This window comes from Kitasatospora sp. NPDC028055, assembly GCF_040637885.1.
In the GTDB taxonomy this organism is placed as follows: domain Bacteria; phylum Actinomycetota; class Actinomycetes; order Streptomycetales; family Streptomycetaceae; genus Kitasatospora.
Map to the genome: position 1 here is coordinate 19266 of NZ_JBEZXE010000057.1, position 20391 is coordinate 39656.

General features: G+C 75.9%; 16 protein-coding genes. 9 read left to right on the top strand and 7 right to left on the bottom strand.

Annotated features, from left to right (window positions below):
• Position 1: 1 nt before the first annotated feature.
• The 3 genes from AB0F71_RS34940 to AB0F71_RS34950 all read right to left on the bottom strand — a co-directional run bounded on the left by AB0F71_RS34940 (position 2) and on the right by AB0F71_RS34950 (position 7045).
• Complete coding sequence (locus tag AB0F71_RS34940) at positions 2-4567, bottom strand: hypothetical protein (protein WP_360243522.1); 4566 nt, start codon at positions 4565-4567, stop codon at positions 2-4.
• Between the two features lie 41 nt (positions 4568-4608).
• A complete protein-coding gene (locus AB0F71_RS34945; RefSeq protein ID WP_360243525.1) occupies positions 4609-5484 on the bottom strand; it encodes a hypothetical protein in 876 nt (291 codons plus the stop codon).
• 76 nt (positions 5485-5560) lie between these two features.
• Positions 5561-7045, bottom strand: coding sequence for a hypothetical protein (locus tag AB0F71_RS34950; protein WP_360243584.1), 1485 nt, complete (start codon positions 7043-7045; stop codon positions 5561-5563).
• 245 nt (positions 7046-7290) lie between these two features.
• Between AB0F71_RS34950 and AB0F71_RS34955 the strand changes: the two genes are divergently transcribed.
• From AB0F71_RS34955 to pxpB, 4 genes are all read left to right on the top strand, one after another.
• Positions 7291-8340, top strand: a complete 1050-nt coding sequence (locus AB0F71_RS34955; RefSeq protein ID WP_360243528.1) for an IPT/TIG domain-containing protein — start codon at positions 7291-7293, stop codon at positions 8338-8340.
• A gap of 91 nt (positions 8341-8431) precedes the next feature.
• Positions 8432-8596, top strand: coding sequence for a hypothetical protein (locus AB0F71_RS34960; protein ID WP_360243593.1), 165 nt, complete (start codon positions 8432-8434; stop codon positions 8594-8596).
• Between the two features lie 143 nt (positions 8597-8739).
• Positions 8740-9516: a 5-oxoprolinase subunit PxpA gene (locus AB0F71_RS34965; protein ID WP_360243531.1), complete on the top strand. Its 777-nt coding sequence runs from the start codon at positions 8740-8742 to the stop codon at positions 9514-9516.
• A complete protein-coding gene (pxpB, locus tag AB0F71_RS34970) occupies positions 9513-10217 on the top strand; it encodes a 5-oxoprolinase subunit PxpB (RefSeq protein WP_360243533.1) in 705 nt (234 codons plus the stop codon). Before AB0F71_RS34965 ends, pxpB begins: the two co-directional genes overlap by 4 nt.
• Positions 10218-10290: 73 nt before the next feature.
• On the opposite strand, the gene AB0F71_RS34975 is transcribed toward pxpB, so the two are convergent.
• On the bottom strand, positions 10291-11217 hold the full coding sequence (locus AB0F71_RS34975; protein WP_360243536.1) for an aminoglycoside phosphotransferase family protein: 927 nt from the start codon (positions 11215-11217) through the stop codon (positions 10291-10293).
• Positions 11218-11250: 33 nt separating this feature from the next.
• The gene (locus AB0F71_RS34980) at positions 11251-12033 is read right to left on the bottom strand and encodes an alpha/beta hydrolase (RefSeq protein ID WP_360243539.1); all 783 of its coding nucleotides are present in this window, start codon (positions 12031-12033) and stop codon (positions 11251-11253) included.
• Positions 12034-12180: 147 nt separating this feature from the next.
• Here AB0F71_RS34980 and AB0F71_RS34985 point away from each other — a divergent pair, with 147 nt between their 5' ends.
• The 3 genes from AB0F71_RS34985 to AB0F71_RS34995 all read left to right on the top strand — a co-directional run bounded on the left by AB0F71_RS34985 (position 12181) and on the right by AB0F71_RS34995 (position 14580).
• Positions 12181-12714, top strand: coding sequence for a PadR family transcriptional regulator (locus AB0F71_RS34985; RefSeq protein ID WP_360243542.1), 534 nt, complete (start codon positions 12181-12183; stop codon positions 12712-12714).
• A 56-nt stretch (positions 12715-12770) separates the two neighbouring features.
• The gene (locus AB0F71_RS34990; RefSeq protein ID WP_360243545.1) at positions 12771-13505 is read left to right on the top strand and encodes a methyltransferase domain-containing protein; all 735 of its coding nucleotides are present in this window, start codon (positions 12771-12773) and stop codon (positions 13503-13505) included.
• Positions 13506-13734: 229 nt separating this feature from the next.
• On the top strand, positions 13735-14580 hold the full coding sequence (locus AB0F71_RS34995) for an undecaprenyl-diphosphate phosphatase (protein WP_360243548.1): 846 nt from the start codon (positions 13735-13737) through the stop codon (positions 14578-14580).
• An 87-nt stretch (positions 14581-14667) separates the two neighbouring features.
• On the opposite strand, the gene AB0F71_RS35000 is transcribed toward AB0F71_RS34995, so the two are convergent.
• Positions 14668-16164, bottom strand: a complete 1497-nt coding sequence (locus AB0F71_RS35000; RefSeq protein ID WP_360243551.1) for a HEAT repeat domain-containing protein — start codon at positions 16162-16164, stop codon at positions 14668-14670.
• A 287-nt stretch (positions 16165-16451) separates the two neighbouring features.
• Between AB0F71_RS35000 and AB0F71_RS35005 the strand changes: the two genes are divergently transcribed.
• A complete protein-coding gene (locus tag AB0F71_RS35005) occupies positions 16452-16952 on the top strand; it encodes a PAS domain-containing protein (RefSeq protein ID WP_360243554.1) in 501 nt (166 codons plus the stop codon).
• A 190-nt stretch (positions 16953-17142) separates the two neighbouring features.
• On the opposite strand, the gene AB0F71_RS35010 is transcribed toward AB0F71_RS35005, so the two are convergent.
• Entirely contained in the window at positions 17143-18624 is a 1482-nt protein-coding gene (locus tag AB0F71_RS35010; RefSeq protein WP_360243556.1) for a hypothetical protein, read from the bottom strand.
• Between the two features lie 472 nt (positions 18625-19096).
• Between AB0F71_RS35010 and AB0F71_RS35015 the strand changes: the two genes are divergently transcribed.
• Positions 19097-20311, top strand: a complete 1215-nt coding sequence (locus AB0F71_RS35015; RefSeq protein WP_360243559.1) for a phosphotransferase — start codon at positions 19097-19099, stop codon at positions 20309-20311.
• Positions 20312-20391: the final 80 nt, after the last annotated feature.

The window sequence follows — 20391 nt, forward strand, 5'->3', positions numbered from 1 at the left end:
TTCACGGCTGGGCGGGAACCTCCGCCGGGCGCTTGAACATCCGGGTGGCGGTGATCTCGCCGTGGATGGTCGGGCCGTCCGGGTCCTGCGGGGCGGGCAGGCCCGGGCGCAGGTGCTCCTCCACCGAGATGTACTTGAGGCCGGCCCGCAGGTCGGCGTCGTTGCGCAGCCGGATCACCAGCGGGAACTCGGCGAGCGCCGTGGTGTCGAACAGGCCGGTGGTGTAGATCAGCTGGACGCCGAGCGCGTCCGCCACCGCGCGCTGGAGCTCCAACAGGTACGTGGCGTTGGCGCGGCCGATCGGGTTGTCGAGGAACAGCGTCCCGGCGTGCCGCAGTTGGGACTGGCCGCGGTCGTTGGCGCGCAGCGCGGCCATCGTGCAGTAGAGCGCGATGGCGGCGGTGAGCAGCTGGCCGCCGGAGAAGACGTCGGACATCTGGCCGACGCTCACCCGCTCGGCGCGCAGCACCGCGTCGGGCTTGAGGATCTCGACGCTGACGCCCTTGGGGCCGATCGCGGCGGCGACGCCGCGCAGCAGCAGGGACATGCCGTCGCGGCGCAGGTCGCTGTTCTTCCGGACGGCGGCGCGGGTGGCCTCGTCGATGACCTCGCCGAGGCGCTCGACCAGGGTGGCGTGGTCCGGGTCCTCGAAGCGGATCCGCAGGAACTCCTGGCCGGACCACTCCCCCAGGCCCTCGGGCAGCCGGGACAGCCGCTGGGCGGCGCGCAGCGTGGTGAGCGAGGACTCGACCAGTCCGCGCAGCCGGTCGACGATCGAGCCGCGGTTCTTCTCCAGCTGGGTGAGCTCATCGGTGAGCACCCGCAGCCGGGGGGCGAAGGCGGCGGCCCAGGCGGCCGCGTGCTCGGGCAGCGCGGACGCGGGCAGTTCGCGGATCTGCTGGCGGGCGGGCGTGCGGACGGCCTCGTAGCGGGCCGCGTTGGCGTGCCGGACCAGCGCGTCGGAGGCGTCCCGGACGGCGAGTTCGGCGGAGGACAGCTCGCCGACGGCCGTGCGCAGGGCGCGGCGGGCCTCGGTGGAGGCGTTGCGGGCCTCGGGCAGCGGGCCGAGGTAGGGCTCGACCGGCTGGCCGTCCTCCTCCGGCTGCTCGCGCAGGCCGTCGCGCAGCTGGCCGGCCAGCTCGTCGAAGTCGGCGGCGGCCGACTGGGCGGCGTCGAAGGTGCGCTGGAGGTCGGCGTGCGCGGTACGGGCGGTGTCGACGGCCTCGCGGCACTCGGCGAGCCGGCTGGTGGCCGTACGCAGCAGCACCTGGGCGTGCTCGGGGTCGGTGGGGACGAGCTCCTCGGGCAGCTCGGTGTGCGCCTCGCCGTCGGCGGGGGCGGAGCGCTCGACCTCGCCGCGCAGCCGGCCGAGCTGCTCGCTGGCGGCGGCGGAGCGGGCCTCGATGGTGGCGACCAGTTCCTCGGCGCGGGCGGCGGCGGCCTGGCGGGCGGGGCCGTCGGCGCCGTCGGGGCTGCCGAGGAGTTCCTCGGCGCGGGTGCGGACCTTGTTGGTGAGGCGGTCCAGCTCGGCCGCGGCGGCGGCCTCGTCACCTTCGGCGCGGGCCTGCTCGGCGCGCAGGTCGGCGCCGACGCCCACCTTCTCGTACAGCTGGGCGGCGGCCCGGTAGGCCTCGCGCAGGGCCGGCAGCGCGGCGGGGGCGGTCTGCTCGGCGGGCTCGTCGGCCTGCTCGGCGGCGGGGATCTCGGCGCGTTCGGCGCGCAGCGCGCGCGCGGTGCGGCGGGCGTCGTCGGCGGCGCGCTGGGCGGCGCGGCGGTCCTCGTCGCAGGTGCGGGCGCGTTCGGCGCAGACGGCCTGGCGGCGGTCGCACTCGGCCGCGTCCTCGGCGAGTTCGCGCTGGCGGCGGGCCCAGTTGGCGCGCTCGCGCAGCCGGAAGGCGAGGCCGGAGAGGGCGTCGGCACGGCGGCGGGCGCGCTGGGCGGCCTCCCGGTGCTCCTCGTGGGCGGAGGCGGCGGCCGCGTGGTCGGTCTCGGCCTCGTCGTGGTCGGCGCGCAGGGTGGCCAGGGCGGCGGCGGCCTGCTCGGCGTGCTCGCGGGCGGCCTCGGCGGCGGCGGCGAGTTCGGCGAGGGTGCCGGGCGGGCAGCTGGCGTGCCAGGAGGCGAGCCGGGCGGCGAGGGCGCGGTCGGCGCCGAGCCGGCCGGCGAGTTCGCGGATGTGCTCCTCGCGGGCGGCGGCGCGGGCGCGCAGTTCGCGGCGCTCGCCGTCGGCGGCGGACTCGTCGTGCATGGCCGGGTTCGGCGGCACCAGGAAGAAGGCGGGCTCGTCGGTGATCGGGGCGATCAGCGAGGCGGCGGCGCCGACGGCGACGGTGGAGCGCGGCAGCAGGGCGGCGGCCTGGAGGGCCTCGCGGGCGCGCTCCAGCGAGGCCGGGTCGGTGACGACCACGCCGTCCACCAGTTCGGGGCGGGCGGCGAGGATCGCCTCGTGGTCGGCGGGGTCGACGGACTGGGCGAGGTAGCGCCAGCCGGGCAGGGCGGGGATGCCGTGCTCGGCGAGGTACTCGACGGTGGCCAGCACGTCGGGGCCGGGCGGCAGCAGGCCGCCGTCACCGAGGGCGGCGAGGATGCGGGAGTCGTCGGCGGCGGCGGTGCGCAGGTCGAACAGGGTGCGTTCGGCGGTGGCGATGGCCTCGTCGAGGAGTTCGCGCAGGTACTCGGCGTTGCGGTCGAGCACGGCGGGGGTGAGGAAGCCGGCGTCCTCCTCGGCGCCGTCCTGGTACGGGGTGAGGGAGAGCAGGTCGGCGAGGCGCTGCTCGGTGGCGAGCAGGGCGGCGGTGCGCTGCTCGGCGGCCAGCGCCCGGGCCGCGTCCTTGCGGGCGTCACCGGCCCGTTCGGCGGCGAGTTCGGCGCGCGAGGTGGCGGCGGCGGCCTCGCGCAGCCGGGTGGCGCCGGCCTCCGCGACGGTCCGGGCCTGGGCGAGGGCCGCGGCGGCGGCCTGCTCCACGTCGGCGGCGTGCAGGGCGGCGCGGGCCGGGTCCACGTCGCCGTCGGAGTCGATGAAGCCGGCCTCGACGGCGGCCTCGGTCTCCTGCTCGACCTCGGCGAGGCGCTGGCGCAGGTGCTCGGCCTCACTGCGGGCCTTCTGGGCGGCGGTGGCGGCCTCGGTGGCGTCGGTCTGGGCCTTGCCGCCGTCCTCCTGGAGCTCGCTGGCGCGCTGCTCCTCGGTGTCGGCGCGGGTCTCGGCGGCCGCGGCGGCGGCTTCCAGGGCGCGGGCGAGCGCGCCGGCGGCGCGGGCGCGGGCGGCGAGCGCCGGGGCGGCGTCCAGTTCGGCCTCGCGGATGGCGACGGCGACCCGGGCGACCCGGTCGGCGGCGGCGCGCTGGCGCAGCACGGCCTCGGCGGCCTGCCAGGCGGAGTGCAGGGTGCGGGCGTCGATGAGTTCGCGGCGCAGGGTGGCGGCCTCGGCGGTGGCCGCGGCGAGGCTCAGGGTGGCGTGCCGGTGGGTGAGTTCGTCGGCGATCAGGCTGTGCCGGGTGCGGTCGGCCTCGGCGGCGGTGACGGCGCTCACGGCGGCGGCGACCTCGATGGCGAGGTCCTGGGCGCGGTCGCGTTCGGCGGCGGCGCGGGAGGTGAGGGTGTGGGCGAGGCGGCGGGCGCGGCGTTCGGCGGTGCGGTGCGCCTCGCGGACGGTCTCGCGGGCGCCGGTGGCCTCGACGATGCGTTCCAGCAGGTCGAGCGAGCCGGCGGTGAAGTCGCGTTCGGCGGTGAGTTCGGAGCGCAGGCCGAGCTTGGCGGCGAAGCCGTGGACGAGGTCGGCCAGGCCGTCGGTGTCCCGGGTGTCGGTGACGGCGCGCAGCAGCAGGTCGGTGAAGTCCTTGTCCTGCTTGACCGCGAAGAGGCCGGCCGCCTCGCCCTCGTCGGCGTTCATCTCGCGCTGGTAGCGGAAGAGTTCGGGGTCGAGGCCGAGTTCGCCGAGGTGTTCGGTCCAGCGGTCGTGGCCGTCCTCGAAGACCAGGTCGAGGTGGGGGTGGGCCTTGCCGGCCTCGGTGAGGGCGTCGCGGAAGCCCTTCATGGTGCGGCGGCGGCCGCGGGCCTTCTGGTCGCCGGCCAGGCTGACCCGTTCGGCGACGGGGAGCGAGTCGAGGGTGAGGCCGGGGCCGGGGCGGAAGGAGTACCAGGTCTCGGCGAACTTGCGCGGGTCGGAGGAGACCTGGCGGCCGCGCCACTCGCTGACCTTGCCGACCACGATCAGTTCGCCGGTGACGGTGTGCTGCCACTCCAGGGCGACGTGGCCGCAGTCGTCGGCGAGCAGGAACTTGCGCAGCACGCCGGAGCTGGCGCCGCCGAGGGTGTTGCGGTGGCCGGGGAGCATCACCGAGAAGATCAGCTTGAGCAGGACGGACTTGCCGCCGCCGTTCTCCAGGAAGAGCACGCCGGCCGGGGCGGGGCGGCGGACCGGGCCGTCGGTGTCCTCGCCGAACAGGCCGATCTGCTGGGGGGCCGGGTCGGCGACGGGCTCGCCGACGCCGCGCAGGTCGAGCACCGTGTCGGCGTAGCGGGCGCCGGCCGGTCCGATCGAGTAGAGGCGGACCCGGTTGAGCTCGTACATGTGCGGCGGTTCTCCGTGCGTCTATGGGGTTGTCAGAACGATCAGAGCGAGTGGAACGGCAGGCCGGCGTCGGCGACCAGCTCGTCGGAGGTGTCCGGCGGCAGCAGGCTGGCGGTGCCGTCGGAGACCGGGACGATGCCGAGGTCGAGCAGTTCGGCCATCGCGGCGCTGCCGGCCAGGTCGCGGACCTGGAGCTGGTAGCGGGCGGTGGTGCGGTAGGTGCCGCCGGAGTCGTCGGAGACCTTCTGCAGGAAGCCGGAGTCGACCAGGAACATCACCGCCTTGGCCACGATGCCGATGGTGGAGCCGGAGAGCCGGCGGGCGTCCTTGGTGGCGCCGGTGGCGGTGCGCCGGGCCCAGACCCGCCAGGCGGCCTCCAGGCCGGGGGCGTCGCTGGCCGGGTCGGTGTTGGCGCCCTCGGCGTCGGCCTGCTCCTCCAGGCGGCGGCAGGCCTGGCGGACGAAGGAGTCGACGCCGTTGACGGTGATCCGGCCGAGGTAGCCGTCGTCGGCGAGGTCCTCGGGGCGGGGGAAGGCCATCGCGGCGACGGCGAGGTGGGCCAGTCCGTGCAGGAAGCGGTCGGTGGACTCGGAGGCGGCGCGGCGGGAGTAGTCGCCCATCCGGACGGCGAACAGCGACTCCTCGGCGGCGGCGACGGCCATCCCGGCCCGCGGCGAGACCTCCAGGACGACCAGGCCCATGCCGGTGGCGACGGCGTCGGCGAGGCGGGCGAACGGCGGGTCCTCGCGGTGGCGGCGGACGAGTTCGGCGTACTCGGCGTCGCGGGCGGGGAGCAGCTTGGCCTGGAGGCCGAAGGAGACCAGCCGGGCGGCGTCGGCGACGTCGGCCGGGGTGATCGGCGCGGGAGCCGCGGGTTCGGTCTCGGCCGCCCAGGACGTGTCGTGGTGGGTCGTCACGGGCGGTGCTCCTCTGGGGTGGCGCGGTGGTGGTGGGTCGTCAACGTGGGTGCCTGGGGGTGTCGCGGCCGGGCCGTCAGCCGGCGTCCTTGCGGTCGGCGGCCATGCCGACCGCGTCGAGCAGGGCGCTGCCGACGATCAGGTCGGCGCCGCCGAACTCCCGGTCGCGCAGCGGGGTGCCGTCGTCCACGGCGAACAGCAGCCGCTCCTCGCCCTGGCGGTAGGCGGTGCCGACCGGCGGGCTGGCCGCGTGCACGGCCAGCAGAGCGACCAGGTACGGGAGTTCCGGGTCCTGCTTGCGGGCGTCGGCGAGCAGGCCGGAGAGCCGGCGGGGGGCGTCCGGGGGCAGGTCGAGGAGTTCCTGGGCGGCTTCCAGCTGGGCCTCGGAGAAGCGGCTGTCGTCCGGGGTGGCGACGAGGTCCGGGTCGGGCAGTTCGGCGCCGAGGTGTTCGCGCTCGACCGGCGGGGTGAGCAGCAGGTCGACCAGGTCGGTGACCCGGACCGAGACGGGCGTGCGCAGTCCGGCGCCGCGGGCGAAGAAGGCGCCGGTGGGCCGGACGGCCTGCTCCACCGGCAGCCGCAGCACGGGGGCGAGCAGCTGGCCGTACAGGTCGATGCCGCTGCGGGCGCCGGGGGTGGCGAAGGCCTGCCGGTCCTGCTCGGCGCGGAACAGCGGCCCGGCCTCCAGCAGCCGGGTCTGGAGCTGGGTGTGGCGGCGGATGCAGTCCTTGACGATGTCGACCAGCTCGGCGGCGCGGCGCTTGTGCTCCTGGTCCTCGGCCTCGTCGCGGGCCTTGCGGATGTTGGTGAGAATCGCGTTCTCGTGCCGGTAGCGGTCGGCGATGTGGTCCAGCGCCTCGTCGATGAGGTCCGGGACGGCCTGCATCCAGTCGACCGCGCGGACGTTGCGGCGGGTGGCGTCGAGGGCGCGGCGCAGCGTCTCGGCGTACTGGACGGTGCGGTAGCGGGCCTGCTCGGCGGCGAGCTGGGCGTCGGCCAGGCGGCCGCGGCGGATCAGCACCTCCAGCTTGACCTCGGCGGCGATCTGGGCCGAGGTGACGTCGGTGTCGAGGGCGCCGACCAGGACGTTGACCGCCTCGTCGGTGGTGCGCAGGTAGACGCCGCCGTCGGGGCCGGGGACCTCCTCGATCAGCTTGAAGTCGTAGTCCCGGCGGACGTACTCGCCGTCGGCGCCGAAGGTGCCGTAGACGGCGCGGAAGCCGCGGTCCACGCTGCCGACGTTGATCAGCGACTCCAGCACCCAGCGGGCGACCCGCTCGTGCTCGGGGGCGGGCCGGCGCGGGGCCTGGGCGGCGACCCGGGGCAGCATCCGGGCGAGCACTATCTCGCGGTCGGCCCCGGTGTCGAAGTCCATGTGCAGGGTGACCAGGTCGATCGCGGCGAGGCCGACCTCGGCCATCGCGTAGCCGCCGTACTCGCCGGCCAGGTTGACCTTGCGGCTGTCCAGGTCGTGCAGCGGGGCGGTGCAGGCCAGCGCCTTGAGCCGGCGGGCCAGGCCCTCGTCGGCGGCGGGGCCGGGCGCGGGCCGCGGTGCGGGCACGGCGGCGCCGGCGGCCGGGCGGAGGCCGGGCTCGGTGGGCGGGTCAGCGATGGCGGTCACGGTGGACAAGATTAGAGGTTCGCACCGACATCGACCGAAACGGACCTTGTGGACGGGCGGAGCGGCAGCTGGGCGGCGGTGCACGGGGCCGGATCGGAACGGGATTTCGACGGAATCCCGCCATTCTCGAACGAGCATGCGAGAAAAGCGTGAGGTCAGCGCGATGGTTCGGTGATGATCGACCCATGATCACCCGACTGGCGAAAGCCGGCCTCGCCACCGCGCTGTCCGTGACCACCCTCGTCGCAGGCGCCACCGCCGCCACGGCCGCCACCGCCGCCGCGCCGACCGGTACGCCCGGCCCCTCGGCCCAGCACGTGACGGTCTCGCTGAACGGCTACCTGCCGCGCACCGCCCCGCCCGGGCCGGGCCAGTTCTCGGTCGGCTGGACCTCGGCCGGCACGGCCGACCTCACCGGGCCGACCCACATCACCCTCGACCTGCCGCAGGGCCTCACCACCGACGGCGCGATGTTCTACTCCACGCCGTACGACTACACCTTCACCGAGACCGTCTCGCCGGACGGCCGCCACCTGGACGCCGTCCTGGTGGGCTCCCGGCGGGTCGGGTTCTCCGAGTTCATGAAGCTGAAGGTGTACGGCGACCCGTCCAAGGCGTCCGGCCAACTGGTCGCCACCATCGGCAACCCGAACGACACCGACCCGACCGGCCACGTCGCGATCGCGACGCTGGACGGCAGCACCCCCGCGCCGGTCGTCCCGGACGCGCCGTCCGTGACCGGCCTGGACACCGCCACCGGCCCGGGCGCGGGCGGCACCCCGATCACCGTCAGCGGCGGCAACCTGGCCCACGGCATGGTGCTGGTCGGCGGCGTCCCGGCGCCGGGCAGCTGCACCGACACCGCCTGCACGGTGACCACCCCGGGCGGATCCGGCAGCGCCCCGGTCAGCGTGGTCACCCCGGGCGGCACGGCCGCGGCCCCGGTGGCCTTCGACTACACCGGTGCCGCCCCGCCGGCGCCGCCCGCGCCGACGGTCACGTACCTCGGCCCGGCCGCCGGGCCGGTGGCCGGCGGCACCTCGGTGTCCATCGCGGGCCGCAACCTGACGTACGGCGCGGTGCGGTTCGGCGGGGTGCCCGCCGCCCGCGTCTCCTGCGGGCCGCAGTACTGCACGGCGTACGCGCCGCCGGCCGGCGGGCCCGGGCCGGTGGACGTCACGGTCACCACGGCGGGCGGCACCAGCGCGCCGATGACGTTCACGTACACGGCGTAGCCGCTCCCCCTCCCGGTGCCCGGGTGCCGCTTCGGCGCCCGGGCACCGGTGCGTCCGGGGGGGGTGCGTCCGGGGGGGCGGCCGGGAGCCGGTGCGTCCGGAGCCGGTGATCTGCGGACCGCTGCGCGGGATCCCGCTGGCGTGGCGATTCATCGACATGTCGTTCGGCGTCTTCGGTGTCATTCCGCTGCTGATCGTGCTCCGCGCCCTGCGCCCGCTGGAACGTTCCTTCCAGCAGCGCCTTGCCGCGAACTGAGTCCACCGCGCCGGGGCGCCGCTCCAGGGCGCGCACGTGAAGGCTGCGCGCCGGTCGGCCCGCCGCCCATCCGGGTGACGGACAACGGGCTTCACCGCCAGGCCCTACCATCTGGCTCAACAGCTGCTGGAAGGCGGACGGGCGTGGCCGATGCGGTGATCGATCTCAATGCGGACCTCGGCGAGGGGTTCGGGCGGTGGACCCTGACCGACGACGAGGCCCTGCTCTCCGTGGTGACCAGCGCCAACGTCGCCTGCGGCTTCCACGCCGGGGACCCGTCGACGATGCGCCGGGTCTGCGCCCTGGCCGCCGAACGCGGCGTCCGGATCGGCGCCCAGGTCTCCTACCGGGACCTCGCGGGCTTCGGCCGCCGCGCCATGGACGTCCCGCCGGAGGAACTCGCCGACGAGATCGCCTACCAGATCGGCGCCCTCCAGGTCTTCGCCCGGGCGGCCGGCTCCCGGGTCTCCTACGTCAAACCGCACGGCGCGCTCTACAACCGGGTGGTCTCCGACTCCGAACAGGCCGAGGCCGTGGTGGCCGGGGTGCTGCGGGCCGGCGCGGTCTGCGACGGGCCGCTGCCCGTCCTGGGACTGCCCGGCTCCCGGCTGCTCGCCGTCGCCGAGGGGGTCGGACTGCCGGTGGTCGCCGAGGCCTTCGCCGACCGCGCCTACACCTGGGCCGGCACCCTCGTCCCGCGCCGCGAACCCGACGCGGTGGTGCACGACCCCGAGACGGTCATCACCCGGGCGGTCGGGATCGCCCGGGACGGCGCGGTGGAGGCCGTCGGCGGCGACCGGATCGCCGTCGAGGCCCGCTCGCTGTGCGTCCACGGCGACACCCCCGGCGCCGCCCAGCTCGCCTGGCGGATCCGCGGGGCGCTGGCCTCGGCCGGGGTGCGGGTCGAGGCGTTCACATGACGGGCGGCGCCGGGGGGCGGCTCAGCGGGGAGCTTGGCGCCGGACTCGGCGGGGGGCTCAGCGGGGAACCGCCCGGCGAGGGCCCGGCGGTGCGGCGGGTCGGCGAGCGGGCGCTGCTGGTCGAGCTCCCGGGGACGGCCGAGGTCGCCGCGCTGTACGGCTGGCTGCGCGACCGGCAGGCCGGCGGGGAGCTCGGCGAGGTCGGCGAGATCGTGCCCGCCGCCCGCACCGTCCTGCTGGACGAGGTCGCGGACGTCGCCGCGGTGGCCGCGCTGCTGCGCACCGCCCGTCCGGCGGCGGCCACCGCGGCGGACGGGCCGCTGGTGGAGGTCCCGACCGTGTACGACGGCGCCGACCTCGCGGAGGTCGCGGCGCTCTGGGGCGTCTCCGCCGAGGCGGCCGTACGGATCCACACCGAGCCCGAGTACGTGGTCGCCTTCTGCGGCTTCGCCCCCGGCTTCGGCTACCTCACCGGACTGCCGCCGCAGTACGGGGTGCCGCGCCGGGCCACCCCGCGCAGCGCCGTCCCGACCGGCTCGGTGGCCCTGGCCGGCACGTACACCGGCGTCTACCCGAGCCCGTCACCCGGCGGCTGGCAGCTGATCGGGCGGACGGCGCTGGCGCTCTGGGATCCGGCCCGGGAACCGGCGGCCCTGCTGGCGCCGGGGGTGCGGGTCCGGTTCACGGCGGTACGGGCGTAGCGGCGGGGCGGGCGGAGCGGAGCGGGGGCCGAGCGGGGCCGAGCCCACGCCCGGAGGAGGCGCCGGGCGCCCGTCAGCCCCGGCCCGACAACAGCTCCGCGATGACGCGTTGGGCCGGGTCGAGCGCCGTCTCCCCCTCCTCGACCGCCCAGACCGCGTACTGCAGCACCCGGGCGAGCGTCCAGGCGGCCGCCACCTCCCGGTCCACCTCCAGCGCCTCCACCAGCAGGTCGAAGCGGCGCCGCAGCGCCCGGGCCGGACTGCCGTCGGCCGTGACGTCCGCCCAGCGGTTGCGCAGCGCGGGCAGCAGTTCGAAGCCGGGGTGCCCGGCCAGCGGCTTGGGGTCGATGGCCAGCCAGGGCGCCCGGTCGGCGCCCGGCAGCGGGGCGAGGACGTTGCCGTAGTGGAGGTCCCAGTGCAGCAGCCGGTCGCCCGGCTCGGCGCGGACGGCACGGAGGGCGGCCGCGCAGTCGGCGAGCAGGCGCCGCTCGTCCGGGTCGGTGTGGGCGGCGGCCGCGGCCGGGGCGCGCAGCAGCAGGCCGTCCGCGAGATCGGCCAAGGTGCGCAGGCCGGGCGGTGCCTGATGGAACGTCAACTCCCGTAGCAGATCGGCGATCACCCGTACCGCCGCGAGGTCGTCGGCCACCGTCAGCAGCGAGCGGGACGGGTCCAGGCGCTCCAACAGCATGGCGCCGGTGGCCGGTTGGTGGTCGAGCAGCCGGACGGCGCCGCGACCGCCCCAGGCCCGGAGGGCGAGCGGCTCGCCCACCGTCTCCTCGTCCACCGGCTGGAGCTTGAGCGCCGCGGGCGTACCGTCGGCGCGGCGCACCGGCAGCACCAGCGCGACCACGCCGTGGGCCACCGGCCCGTCCGGGCGCAGCTCCCAGTGCTCGGTCAACTCGGCTGCCAGGGAGGGGAGTCGGGCCGCCCAGGCGCGCCCCCGCGCACCGAGGTACTCGGCCAGTGAGGCGGCCAGTGCGGGCGGGACGAGGACGGACATGGTACGGGCTCCTCTCCGACGGTGCCGTCCAGCCTAGTTGGGAGCCTGCGCCGACTCCCCGAGCGCGGTGGCGGCGGCCGCCGCGAAGCCGTCCGGGTTGTCGAGCATGATGTTGTGCCCGCAGTCCGGCACCTCCACCACCCGGACCCCTGCCGCGCGCAGGCCGTCGGCGTCCGCGGGGGCGTCCGCCGCCGGGTGGAGGAAGGTGCGCGGGAGGTCGAGTCCGAGCAGCAGGGCGCGCATGGCCGGCTCGCTGCCCCGGGCGAGGTGCACGGCGCTGCGGTGGAGGGCCTCGGGCCCGGCCAGCCGCATGGTGGACCACCAGAACGGGCCGACCCGACCGGCGACCTCCGCCCGGCCGCCGGCCAGGAACTCGGCCTCGGTGTAGCCGGCGATCCCGCTGCTGCCGATCCGCTCGCGATCGGGCGCGACCGGGTCGAGGTTGGCGTCCACCAGGACCAGCCGGGAGACCAGCCCGGGGTGGCGGTGCGCCAGGACGATCGCGATCGCGCCGCCCATGCTGTGGGCGACCACCTCGACCTGCCGGAGCCCGGCCGCCGCGACGGCCTTGGCGACCGCGTCGGCGTGCTGCTCCAGGGTGTAGCCGAAGTCGGCGGGCCGGTCGCTGATCCCGAAGCCGAGCAGGTCGAGCAGCAGCGCGCGGCGCCCGGCGAGCAGCGGGTGGGCGGCGGCGGCCGCGAAGTAGACCGGCGAGCTGGCGCCGAGGCCGTGCAGGTAGAGCCGGGCGGGCTCGGCGCCGGGCAGCTCGACCCAGCGGATGCGGTCGCCGTTCGGGGTGACGGGGGTCTCGCGCACGTGCACACGCTCCTGGGTCGGGTCGCTCGATGGCTGCGGTTCGGTGCTGCGGCTCGGTACTGTCGAGGCCAGACCATACCTCGAAAGCGAGGTATACCGGAACCGATATACCGGCGCACCGAGACACGGATCTGGGAGAGTGACCTCATGCTCAAGCTCGCGATCCTCGGCTTCCTGTACGACCGCCCGCTGCACGGCTACGAACTGCGCCGCCACCTCGCCGCGCTCGCTGGTCACATCCGCCCGATCAGCGACGGCTCGCTCTACCCCGCGATCAAGCGACTGGAGGCCGACGGCCTGCTGGTGCGCGAGACCGAGCCCGGCAGCGCCGCCGCGCCCCGGCACACCCTCCACCTGACCGGAGCCGGCCGCGCCGCGCTGCTCGACCGGCTGCGCGAGCCCGAGCCGCTCGACATCAGCGACGGCAACCGCTGGACCACCGTGGTCTCCTTCCTACGCCACCTCGACGACCCGGCCGCCCAGGCCGCCGTGCTCCGCCGCCGACTGGCCTTCCTGTCCGAGCCGGCCAGCTTCTTCTACGAGGGCGACCGCCCGCGCAGCGCCGAGGAGTTCACCGACCCGTTCCGGCGCGGCCTGCTGCTGACCGCCCGGGCCACCACCGAGGCCGAACTCGCCTGGCTGCGCGCCACCCTGGCCGAGCTGGAGCTCCCGACGGGTTGACCGAAAGCCATCGGAACCGCCTTCCCTCCCCACCCCGCGCGTGTTCCGATGACCCCATGGGCAACGACTTGCACGAGACCGGCAACGCGCACCAGCAGGACGGGCGGCGCGAGGGCTACGACGGCACGGGCGCGGGCGCGATCACCCCGGACGGCTGCGCGGTGGAGGTGTGGACCCGCCTCCCGGTGGGTGACGCCCCGGACGTGATCGAGGCGGCCGCCCCACCCGGCGCCCGGATCCTCGAACTGGGTTGCGGCGTCGGCCGGATGACCCACCCGCTGGTCGAGCGCGGCTTCACCGTGACGGCGGTGGACGAGTCCGCCGAGATGCTCGCCCGGGTGAGCCCGCAGGTCCGTACGGTGCGCAGCCCGATCGAACGGCTGGACCTCGGCGAGCGCTTCGACGTCGTGCTGCTCGCCTCCTTCCTGGTGCACGCCGGCGATCCGGCCGTCCGCCAGGGCCTGCTGGAGACCTGCCGCCGCCACGTCGCCGGGGACGGCTGCGTGCTGGTGCAGCGCGAAGGCGAGGACTGGCACCGGAACGTGCCGCGGGAGAGCCGGATCGCCGGGACGGACGGGGTGGTCCGGATCGTCTCGGCGACACCGGTCGGTGCCGGGGTGAATTCGGTCCGGGCGGAGTACGTCTTCCCGGACGGCACCTGGACCCACACCTTCCTGTCCCGCCCGCTCTCGACGGCGGCCTTCGAGGAGGCCCTGGCGGACGCGGGGCTGCGGGTCGAGACGTACCTGACGGAGGACCGCACCTGGGTCCGGGCCCGGCCGGCCGACTAGCCCGGCGCGGGCCCGGGTGCGGAACCCGACGCCACCCCGATGCGCAAAGCCTGATTAAAGGGTGAACAAAGAACTGTCACCTTCACCCCGTACCATCGGCCGCGCGCCGGGCCCGTGCGCGGCCCGGGGTCGCGCGGGTCGCGGTCGTCCGCACGCCCGCACCGACCCGCGAGGACCCGCCCATGCCGCACCCCCGCCACGCCCGCCCGATACCCCCGGCGGGTGTTCGGTGATCGACTGGTTCCACGGGGCCGTTCTCGGCCTGATCCAGGGGCTCACCGAGTTCCTGCCCGTCTCCTCCAGCGCCCATCTACGGGTGTTCTCGGCTCTGTTGGGCTGGGACGACCCGGGCGCCGCCTTCACCGCCGTCACCCAGCTCGGCACCGAGGCCGCCGTGCTGATCTACTTCCGCCGGGACATCGCCTCGATCGTCCGCACCTGGGCGCTGTCGCTGGTCCGCCCGGCGCTGCGCTCCGACCCGGACGCCCGGATGGGCTGGTTCGTGATCATCGGGACGCTGCCGATCGGCGTCCTCGGCAAGCTGTTCCAGGACTCCATCGAGACCCACCTGCGCGACCTGCGGATCATCGGCACCACGCTGATCGTGTTCGGCCTCGTGCTGGCCCTCGCGGACCGCACCCGCGCCGTCCGCCACGCCCGTCCGATCACCGACCTGACCCTGCCGCACGCGGCCGCCTACGGCTTCGCCCAGGCGCTGGCGCTGATCCCCGGGGTCTCCCGCTCCGGCGGCACGATCAGCGCGGGCCTGCTGCTCGGCTACAGCCGGGAGGCGGCGGCCCGCTACTCGTTCCTGCTCGCGATCCCGGCGGTGCTCGCCTCGGGGACGCTGGAGCTGTTCAAGATCGGCGAGGGCCCGGCGCCGGCCTGGGGTCCGACGATCCTGGCCACCCTGATCGCCTTCGCGGTCGGCTACGCGGCGATCGCCTGGTTCCTCAAGTACATCTCGAACAACAGTTTCCTGCCGTTCGTGGTCTACCGGGTACTGCTCGGCGTTCTGATCATCGGCCTGGTGGCGGGCGGCGTGCTGGCCCCGGACGCGGGCCCGGTCAAGTAGAACGCCGTTCCACCAGGGGCCGGAACGGCCCGGGAAGGACGGCGGGCCGGGGCACCGACACGGTGCCCCGGCCCACCCGATGCCGACCTACCGCCCGGGCTCCCGGGCGGTCAGCCGGCCGCGTACGGCGGCGTGGACCTCGGCCTCCTCGGCCGGGTCGGCGGCGAGCCTGCGCAGTCGCTCCAGCACACGCGCGTCGCCGGTGGTGGCGACATGGCGCGCGGCGAGCTCGCGGGTGGACTCCTCGCAGTCCCAGAGGCACTCGACGGCGGGCCCCTCGGGGAAGTGCACATCGGTCACGGCGAGCGCCCGGGCGGCGCGGCCGCGCAGTTCGGAGGAGGCGGCCTCCCCGTAGACGTGGCGCAGGACCGGGACGGCGTCGGCGGCGGCCAGCCGCCCCGCACCGTCGACCAGGGACCCCAGCCCTGTACCGCTTACCCCGTGCACGGAGATCCAGCGGCGCAGACCGGCGACCACCAGCGGTGCGTCGGCCGGCTCGCCCGCGTCGGCGAGCAGGCGCACGGCGGTCTCGCCGAGCGCGCTGTCGGCGCCCCCGCTGGCCGGATCGGCCCAGCGGCGGGCCTGCGCCAGCACCTCGGGGCCGCGCATCCGGCCGAGCAGCTCCAACGCGGCCCGGACGATCCGGTCGTCCACGTCAGCTGCGGCGGCCTCGATCAGTTCGAGGGCGGCCGGGTCGCGCTGGTCGACCAGGTAGCGCAGGGCGGCCCGCCGGGCGCCGGGCAGGCCGCCACGGGCGGCCTCCAGCAGGACCGGACGGTCCTCGGGGCGGACCACGGCGGTCAGACAGCGGGCGGCCGCGGCGGCCCGGCGGTCCACGGCGTCGGGGCCGGAGCGGTCCTCGTCGGTACGCACCGGCTCGGGGCGGCTCAGGAAGGCGCCGGCGCCGAGGTCGCCCAGCTGGCCCTGATCGGCCCAGGCCAGGACGTCGGCGGTGGACCAGCCCGGGGTGACGCCGCCGCGGTTGAGCTGGCGCTGCCAGAGGTCGAAGGGTGACTGCTCGGCGGCGGCGGCCACTCTCGGGTGGTAGGCCGCCCAGAGCCGCCAGGGCCTGGGTTCGTAGGCGTTGCGGATGAAGTCGCGCAGCTCGGCGTCGCCCTCCGGGCCCGGCGGGAACCGGTCCAGCACGGCCGTCCCGAGCAGCAGCAGGCCCCGGTCGTCGTCGCGCAGGGCGAGTTCGTCGAGGGCCCAGGCCCAGTTGGCGCCCGTGGCGGCGTACTCGCGCAGCATCAGCAGCGCGTCGCGCCGGCCGTAGGCGGCGAGGTGGCCCAGGACGGAGAGGGCGAGGCCGGTGCGGCTCTCGTCGTCGCTGACGAGGTCCTCGGCGGAGTGGAGGTGGTCCTCGATGCCCTCGAGGGAGGCCTCCAGCTCCATGTAGAGGCGGGCGTAGTAGAGGGAGCGGCTCTCGACCTGCCAGTCGGCCCGCGGATCCCTGGTGACGCATTCCTCCAGCGCGGCGATGGCCTCGGCACGGTCGGCAGCCAGCGCATGGAGCTGCCCGTCACCACGGCCTCGTTGCAGGAGGCCAAGGAGGCTGGCGCTAGGTGCTATCACTGGCTCGAACATGAGGTCAGCATCCGTTGCGGCGGTCGTAGTGGCAACGGGATTTCCGTCGCCGGGGTCTCTGGTCGGTACTGCGGTGGGCGCCCGGGCGCCGGAATCACCGAAGGTTACCGCCTCGGATCCCCTTCCGCACACAGGGCGACAGAGGCCACTGCCACAGTGGCATATGCCAGGGGAATTTTGCCTGCGTTCTGTCCAAACCGCCCACACCGCCCGGGCCGCTGTGCGACAGTCTTCTCACCACCACGACGCCCCGCACACGGGGGGACACACCGAGCGATGGACCCGTCATGAACATGCCCTTAGGCACCGCCCGCCCGCCGGACACCGCCACGGTGGACGGCGCCCGGGCGGGCGCGGACGGCGGCGCCGACGACGGCTCCGACAGCGGAACGGACGGCAGAGTGGACGGCACGGCGCAGGAGCCGTCCGGGCCCTACCTCGGCGGCGGCACCGGCGAGGACCGGCCCGTCGGCTCGGCCGAGTGGGACCTGCTGACCGACGGAGTCCGCTGGGACCAGGCGACCTACCTCCTCCTCGGCTGCGACCCGGGCCACGGCCCGCTCAGCCTGGACCGGCTGCCCGACCGCCTCCCCGAGGCGGACCGGCCGCTGCTGCGCCGGATGATGACCGACGCCCTGGTGCACGGCCGTCCGGCCGCCGGCACCCTGCGGATCCGCCGCCCCGGCGGACGGCACGACCACGTCGAGTGCGCGGGCGAGCCCGTGCTCGACGCCGACGGCACCGTCACCGCGCTGCGGATGCTGCTCCGGCCGGCCCCGCCGACCTGAACCCCGGGCCCGTCCCGCCCGGACTCCGCCCGGCCCGCGCCGTCCGGGCCGGCCCTGCCGACCTGAACCCCGGGCCCGTCCCGCCCGGACTCCGCCCGGCCCGCGCCGTCCGGGCCGGCCCTGCCGACCTGAACCCCGGGCCCTTCCCGACCGGCTCCGCCCCGCTTCGCCCCCGGACCGGCCGCCCGTCTCACGACGGCCGCGGCCGGTTCTTCGCGTCCGCCGCCCGCAACTCCCGCCCCAGCTGGGCCCGCAGCTCGTCCACCACCGGCAGCCCCCGGTACCGGGCGGTCAGCCGGTACATCTCGCGCAGCCGGTCCCAGGTGCGGTGCGAGGAGTTCTGGCCGATCAGGTTCATCACCATCTTGGCCTGGAACTCCGCCGCGTCCGGCTCCCCGGTGATCCAGTGCACCGAGGCCAGGGTGATCCGGTCGAACAGCGCCGAACGCAGCTGCCCGGTGCCCTCCCGCAGGGTGATCACCCGCTCCGCGTGCCGCCGCGCCGGCGGGGCCGCCGCCGGGTCGTGCTCGGCCAGGGTGCGCAGCACCAGCGCCTGCATGCCGCGCAGTTCGGCCTCGTCGAAGACCTGCATCCAGGTCGGCGGCGGCGCCGGCGCGTCCTCGGTGAAGAGGTCCTCCGCCTCGCCGAGCAGCCGGTAGGTGTCCTGGGAGTGCCCGATCGAGGCGTGCGCCCAGGCCTCGACGGTGTTGAACATCGCCTGCGTTCTGGGCAGCAGCAGGCCGCCGCCCGCCTTGGCCGCCGACATCAGTTCGATCGCGTCGTCGGCCCGGCCGAGGTGCACCATCTGCCGGGCCGCCCGGGAGATCGCCTCGCCGGCCCGCGGCCGGTCGCCGGCCTCCTTGGCGGCCTCGGCCGCCATCATGAAGTACTTCTGGGCGGTGGGCTCCAGGCCCACGTCGTGCGACATCCAGCCGGCCAGCACCGCCAGGTCGGCCGCGACCAGCCACAGCCGCTGCGCCACCACCGGCGCGTGCCGGTGCGTCAACAGGCCGCCGACCTCGTTGAGTTGGCCGACCACCGCCTTGCGCTGGAGCCCGCCGCCGCGCGCGGCGTCCCAGGCCCGGAACACCTGCACGGAGCGCTCCAGCGACTCCACCTCGTCGAGCCCGACCGGGCCCGCGTCGTACACGTCGACCACCGGGCGCGCGCCGCCCCCGGTGACCACCTGGCGCGGGCCCGGCAGGGAGGCCGCGTACGCGACCGCGTCCCCGCCCAGCCAGCCCTTGAGGGAGTCGGCGACGACCGCCCCGGCCGTGAGCGCGGCTCCGGCGCCCACCAATCCACGTCGGTTCAGCATGAGGTCCATTCCCGTGAACTCGGTGAGGACCGCGGCTGTTCGATCCGGCGACCACGGGACTGCTGCGGACGGCTCCGCTCCGGACCTGGTGGGCCGGTGTCGTTCCAGACCGAGGTCCTCAGTGGTGACGACACGTCCGAGCCGCTCCGTGAACACGGCCGCCAGCACCCTCGGCACCGGATCGCGCGGGATCTCCCCCTGCTCGATCCACCGCCGTACCCTCGACGTGTCGGTGGACAGCTGCTGCTGACCCATCGCGGCACCCCGACGGTTGACCAGCCGGGCCAGTTCGCCCTTGGACCATCCGGTCAGGACGAACAGATCGGCGAGTCGGGTGTTGGGTTCCCTGCTCAAATGAAGCCCCCAGGTTCCTCGGCACCTCCGAGGCTAGAGGCTCCGGCAAGTGCCAGGCGAGCATTCGCCACCGTTCGCCAGGGCCCGCCAGACTACTAAGCCAGTGCCCGACGGGTGTGTTGTAGGGATGCGCCACCCCGCCCCTCGGGTCGGGCGGCGTCCCACCAGCGTCGGGGCGGTCCCCCGACCGTGGCACGGGACGCTCCCGGTCATCACCCGAGGGGGTGGCGCGGCCGGGTGGCGCGGGGGCGCCGGGCACGGCCACGGCAGTCCGGGCGACCGCATTCCCCAGGGTGCGGACGACCGGGACGCCGTCGAACAGGGGTTTCCGACCCCTCGTCCGTGCCCGGCGCCCGCGCACCACCCACCGACCGAAGCAGGGCCGCCGTCACGCCAGGAAGCACGCGGCACCAGCCCTCCCCGCCCCGCGGGGCGAACCCGCAGACGGACCGGAAGGGACCACCCTCAGCCCATGTACTCCTCAGCGACGACCCCCACGCCGACCGCGAGCCGCACCGCGCTGCGCCCCCCCACCGCAGCCACCGGCCGTCCGGGGCCCAGGCAGGTGCCCCCGGCGAGCCGTCCGGTGGCCCCGCGGGGCACCGAGGGCCGGGCCGCGGACGCCCGGGTCCCGGTCGGCCGCACGGCGCTGGGACTGCGCACCCCCGAGGCCGCCCCGCCGGCGGCCGGCCACCGCCTCCCGCTGGCCCGGCAGGCCGACGGCCAGGTGCTGCGCACCCGGCGGCCCGGCCAGCCGGTCGGGCCCGAGCGGATCGACCCGGCGGCGCTGCAGACCCCCTCGGTACGGGCCGCGCTGGGGAGCATCGCGCGGATATGTCCGGCGTTCACCCCGCGCCAGGTCCTGCGCGAGGGCAGCCGCCACATCCTGGTGGCGGGCACCATCGGGCGGGCGCCGGTGGTCGCCAAGTGCCTGGCGCCGCAGGCGGTGCGGAGTGAGTACTTCGAGCAGCTGGTGGCCGACTTCCACCACGAGGTCGCGGTCTACCGGGCGTTCGTCCGGCACCGCCCGCCGGTGCGGCTGCCCCGGCTGGTCGCGGCCGACCACGACCGGTGCGTGCTGGTCATGGAGCGGGTCCCCGGCCGCCCGGCCGCCCGGGAGCGCCACCCGGTCAACGCGCCCACCCCGGGCGAGGTCCGCGCCCTGCTCGGCGCCGTCCGGACGCTGAACCTCTGGCGGCCGCCGAGCGACGTGTTCCAGCCGCGCCTGGACTACCAGTTGGAGATCTCCCGCTACCACTCGGTGGGCCAGCTCACCGACCGGGACGCCGGCGACCTGCGCGGCCTGCTGCACGGGCTGGGCAACACCCCGCTGCAGCTGTGCCACGGCGACGCGCTGCTCAGCAACATGCTGCTGGCGCCGTCCGGGCCGGTGCTGGTCGACTGGGAGCAGGCCGGCTGGTACCTGCCGGGCTACGACCTGGCGGTGCTCTGGAGCGTGCTCTCCGGCGACACCGCCGCCCGCCGCCAGATCAGCCAACTCGCCCAGAGCGGCGGCACCCTGGCCCGGGACGCGTTCCTGGTGAACCTGGTGCTGGTGCTGATGCGGGAGCTCCGGCTGTACGACGTGCCGGGCGCCGGCGAGGAGCAGCGGATCATGATCCGCCGGCTCTACGACGACGCCGCGCTGGCCCGCCGCGCGGTCCGGGCGGCGGTCGGCACCCGCTGACGCCTCCGTCGAAGCCCCGCCGGCCCTGCCGGCTCCGCTGCCCCCCGTCACCGGCCCTGGCGCACCGCGCCGCGGCCGGT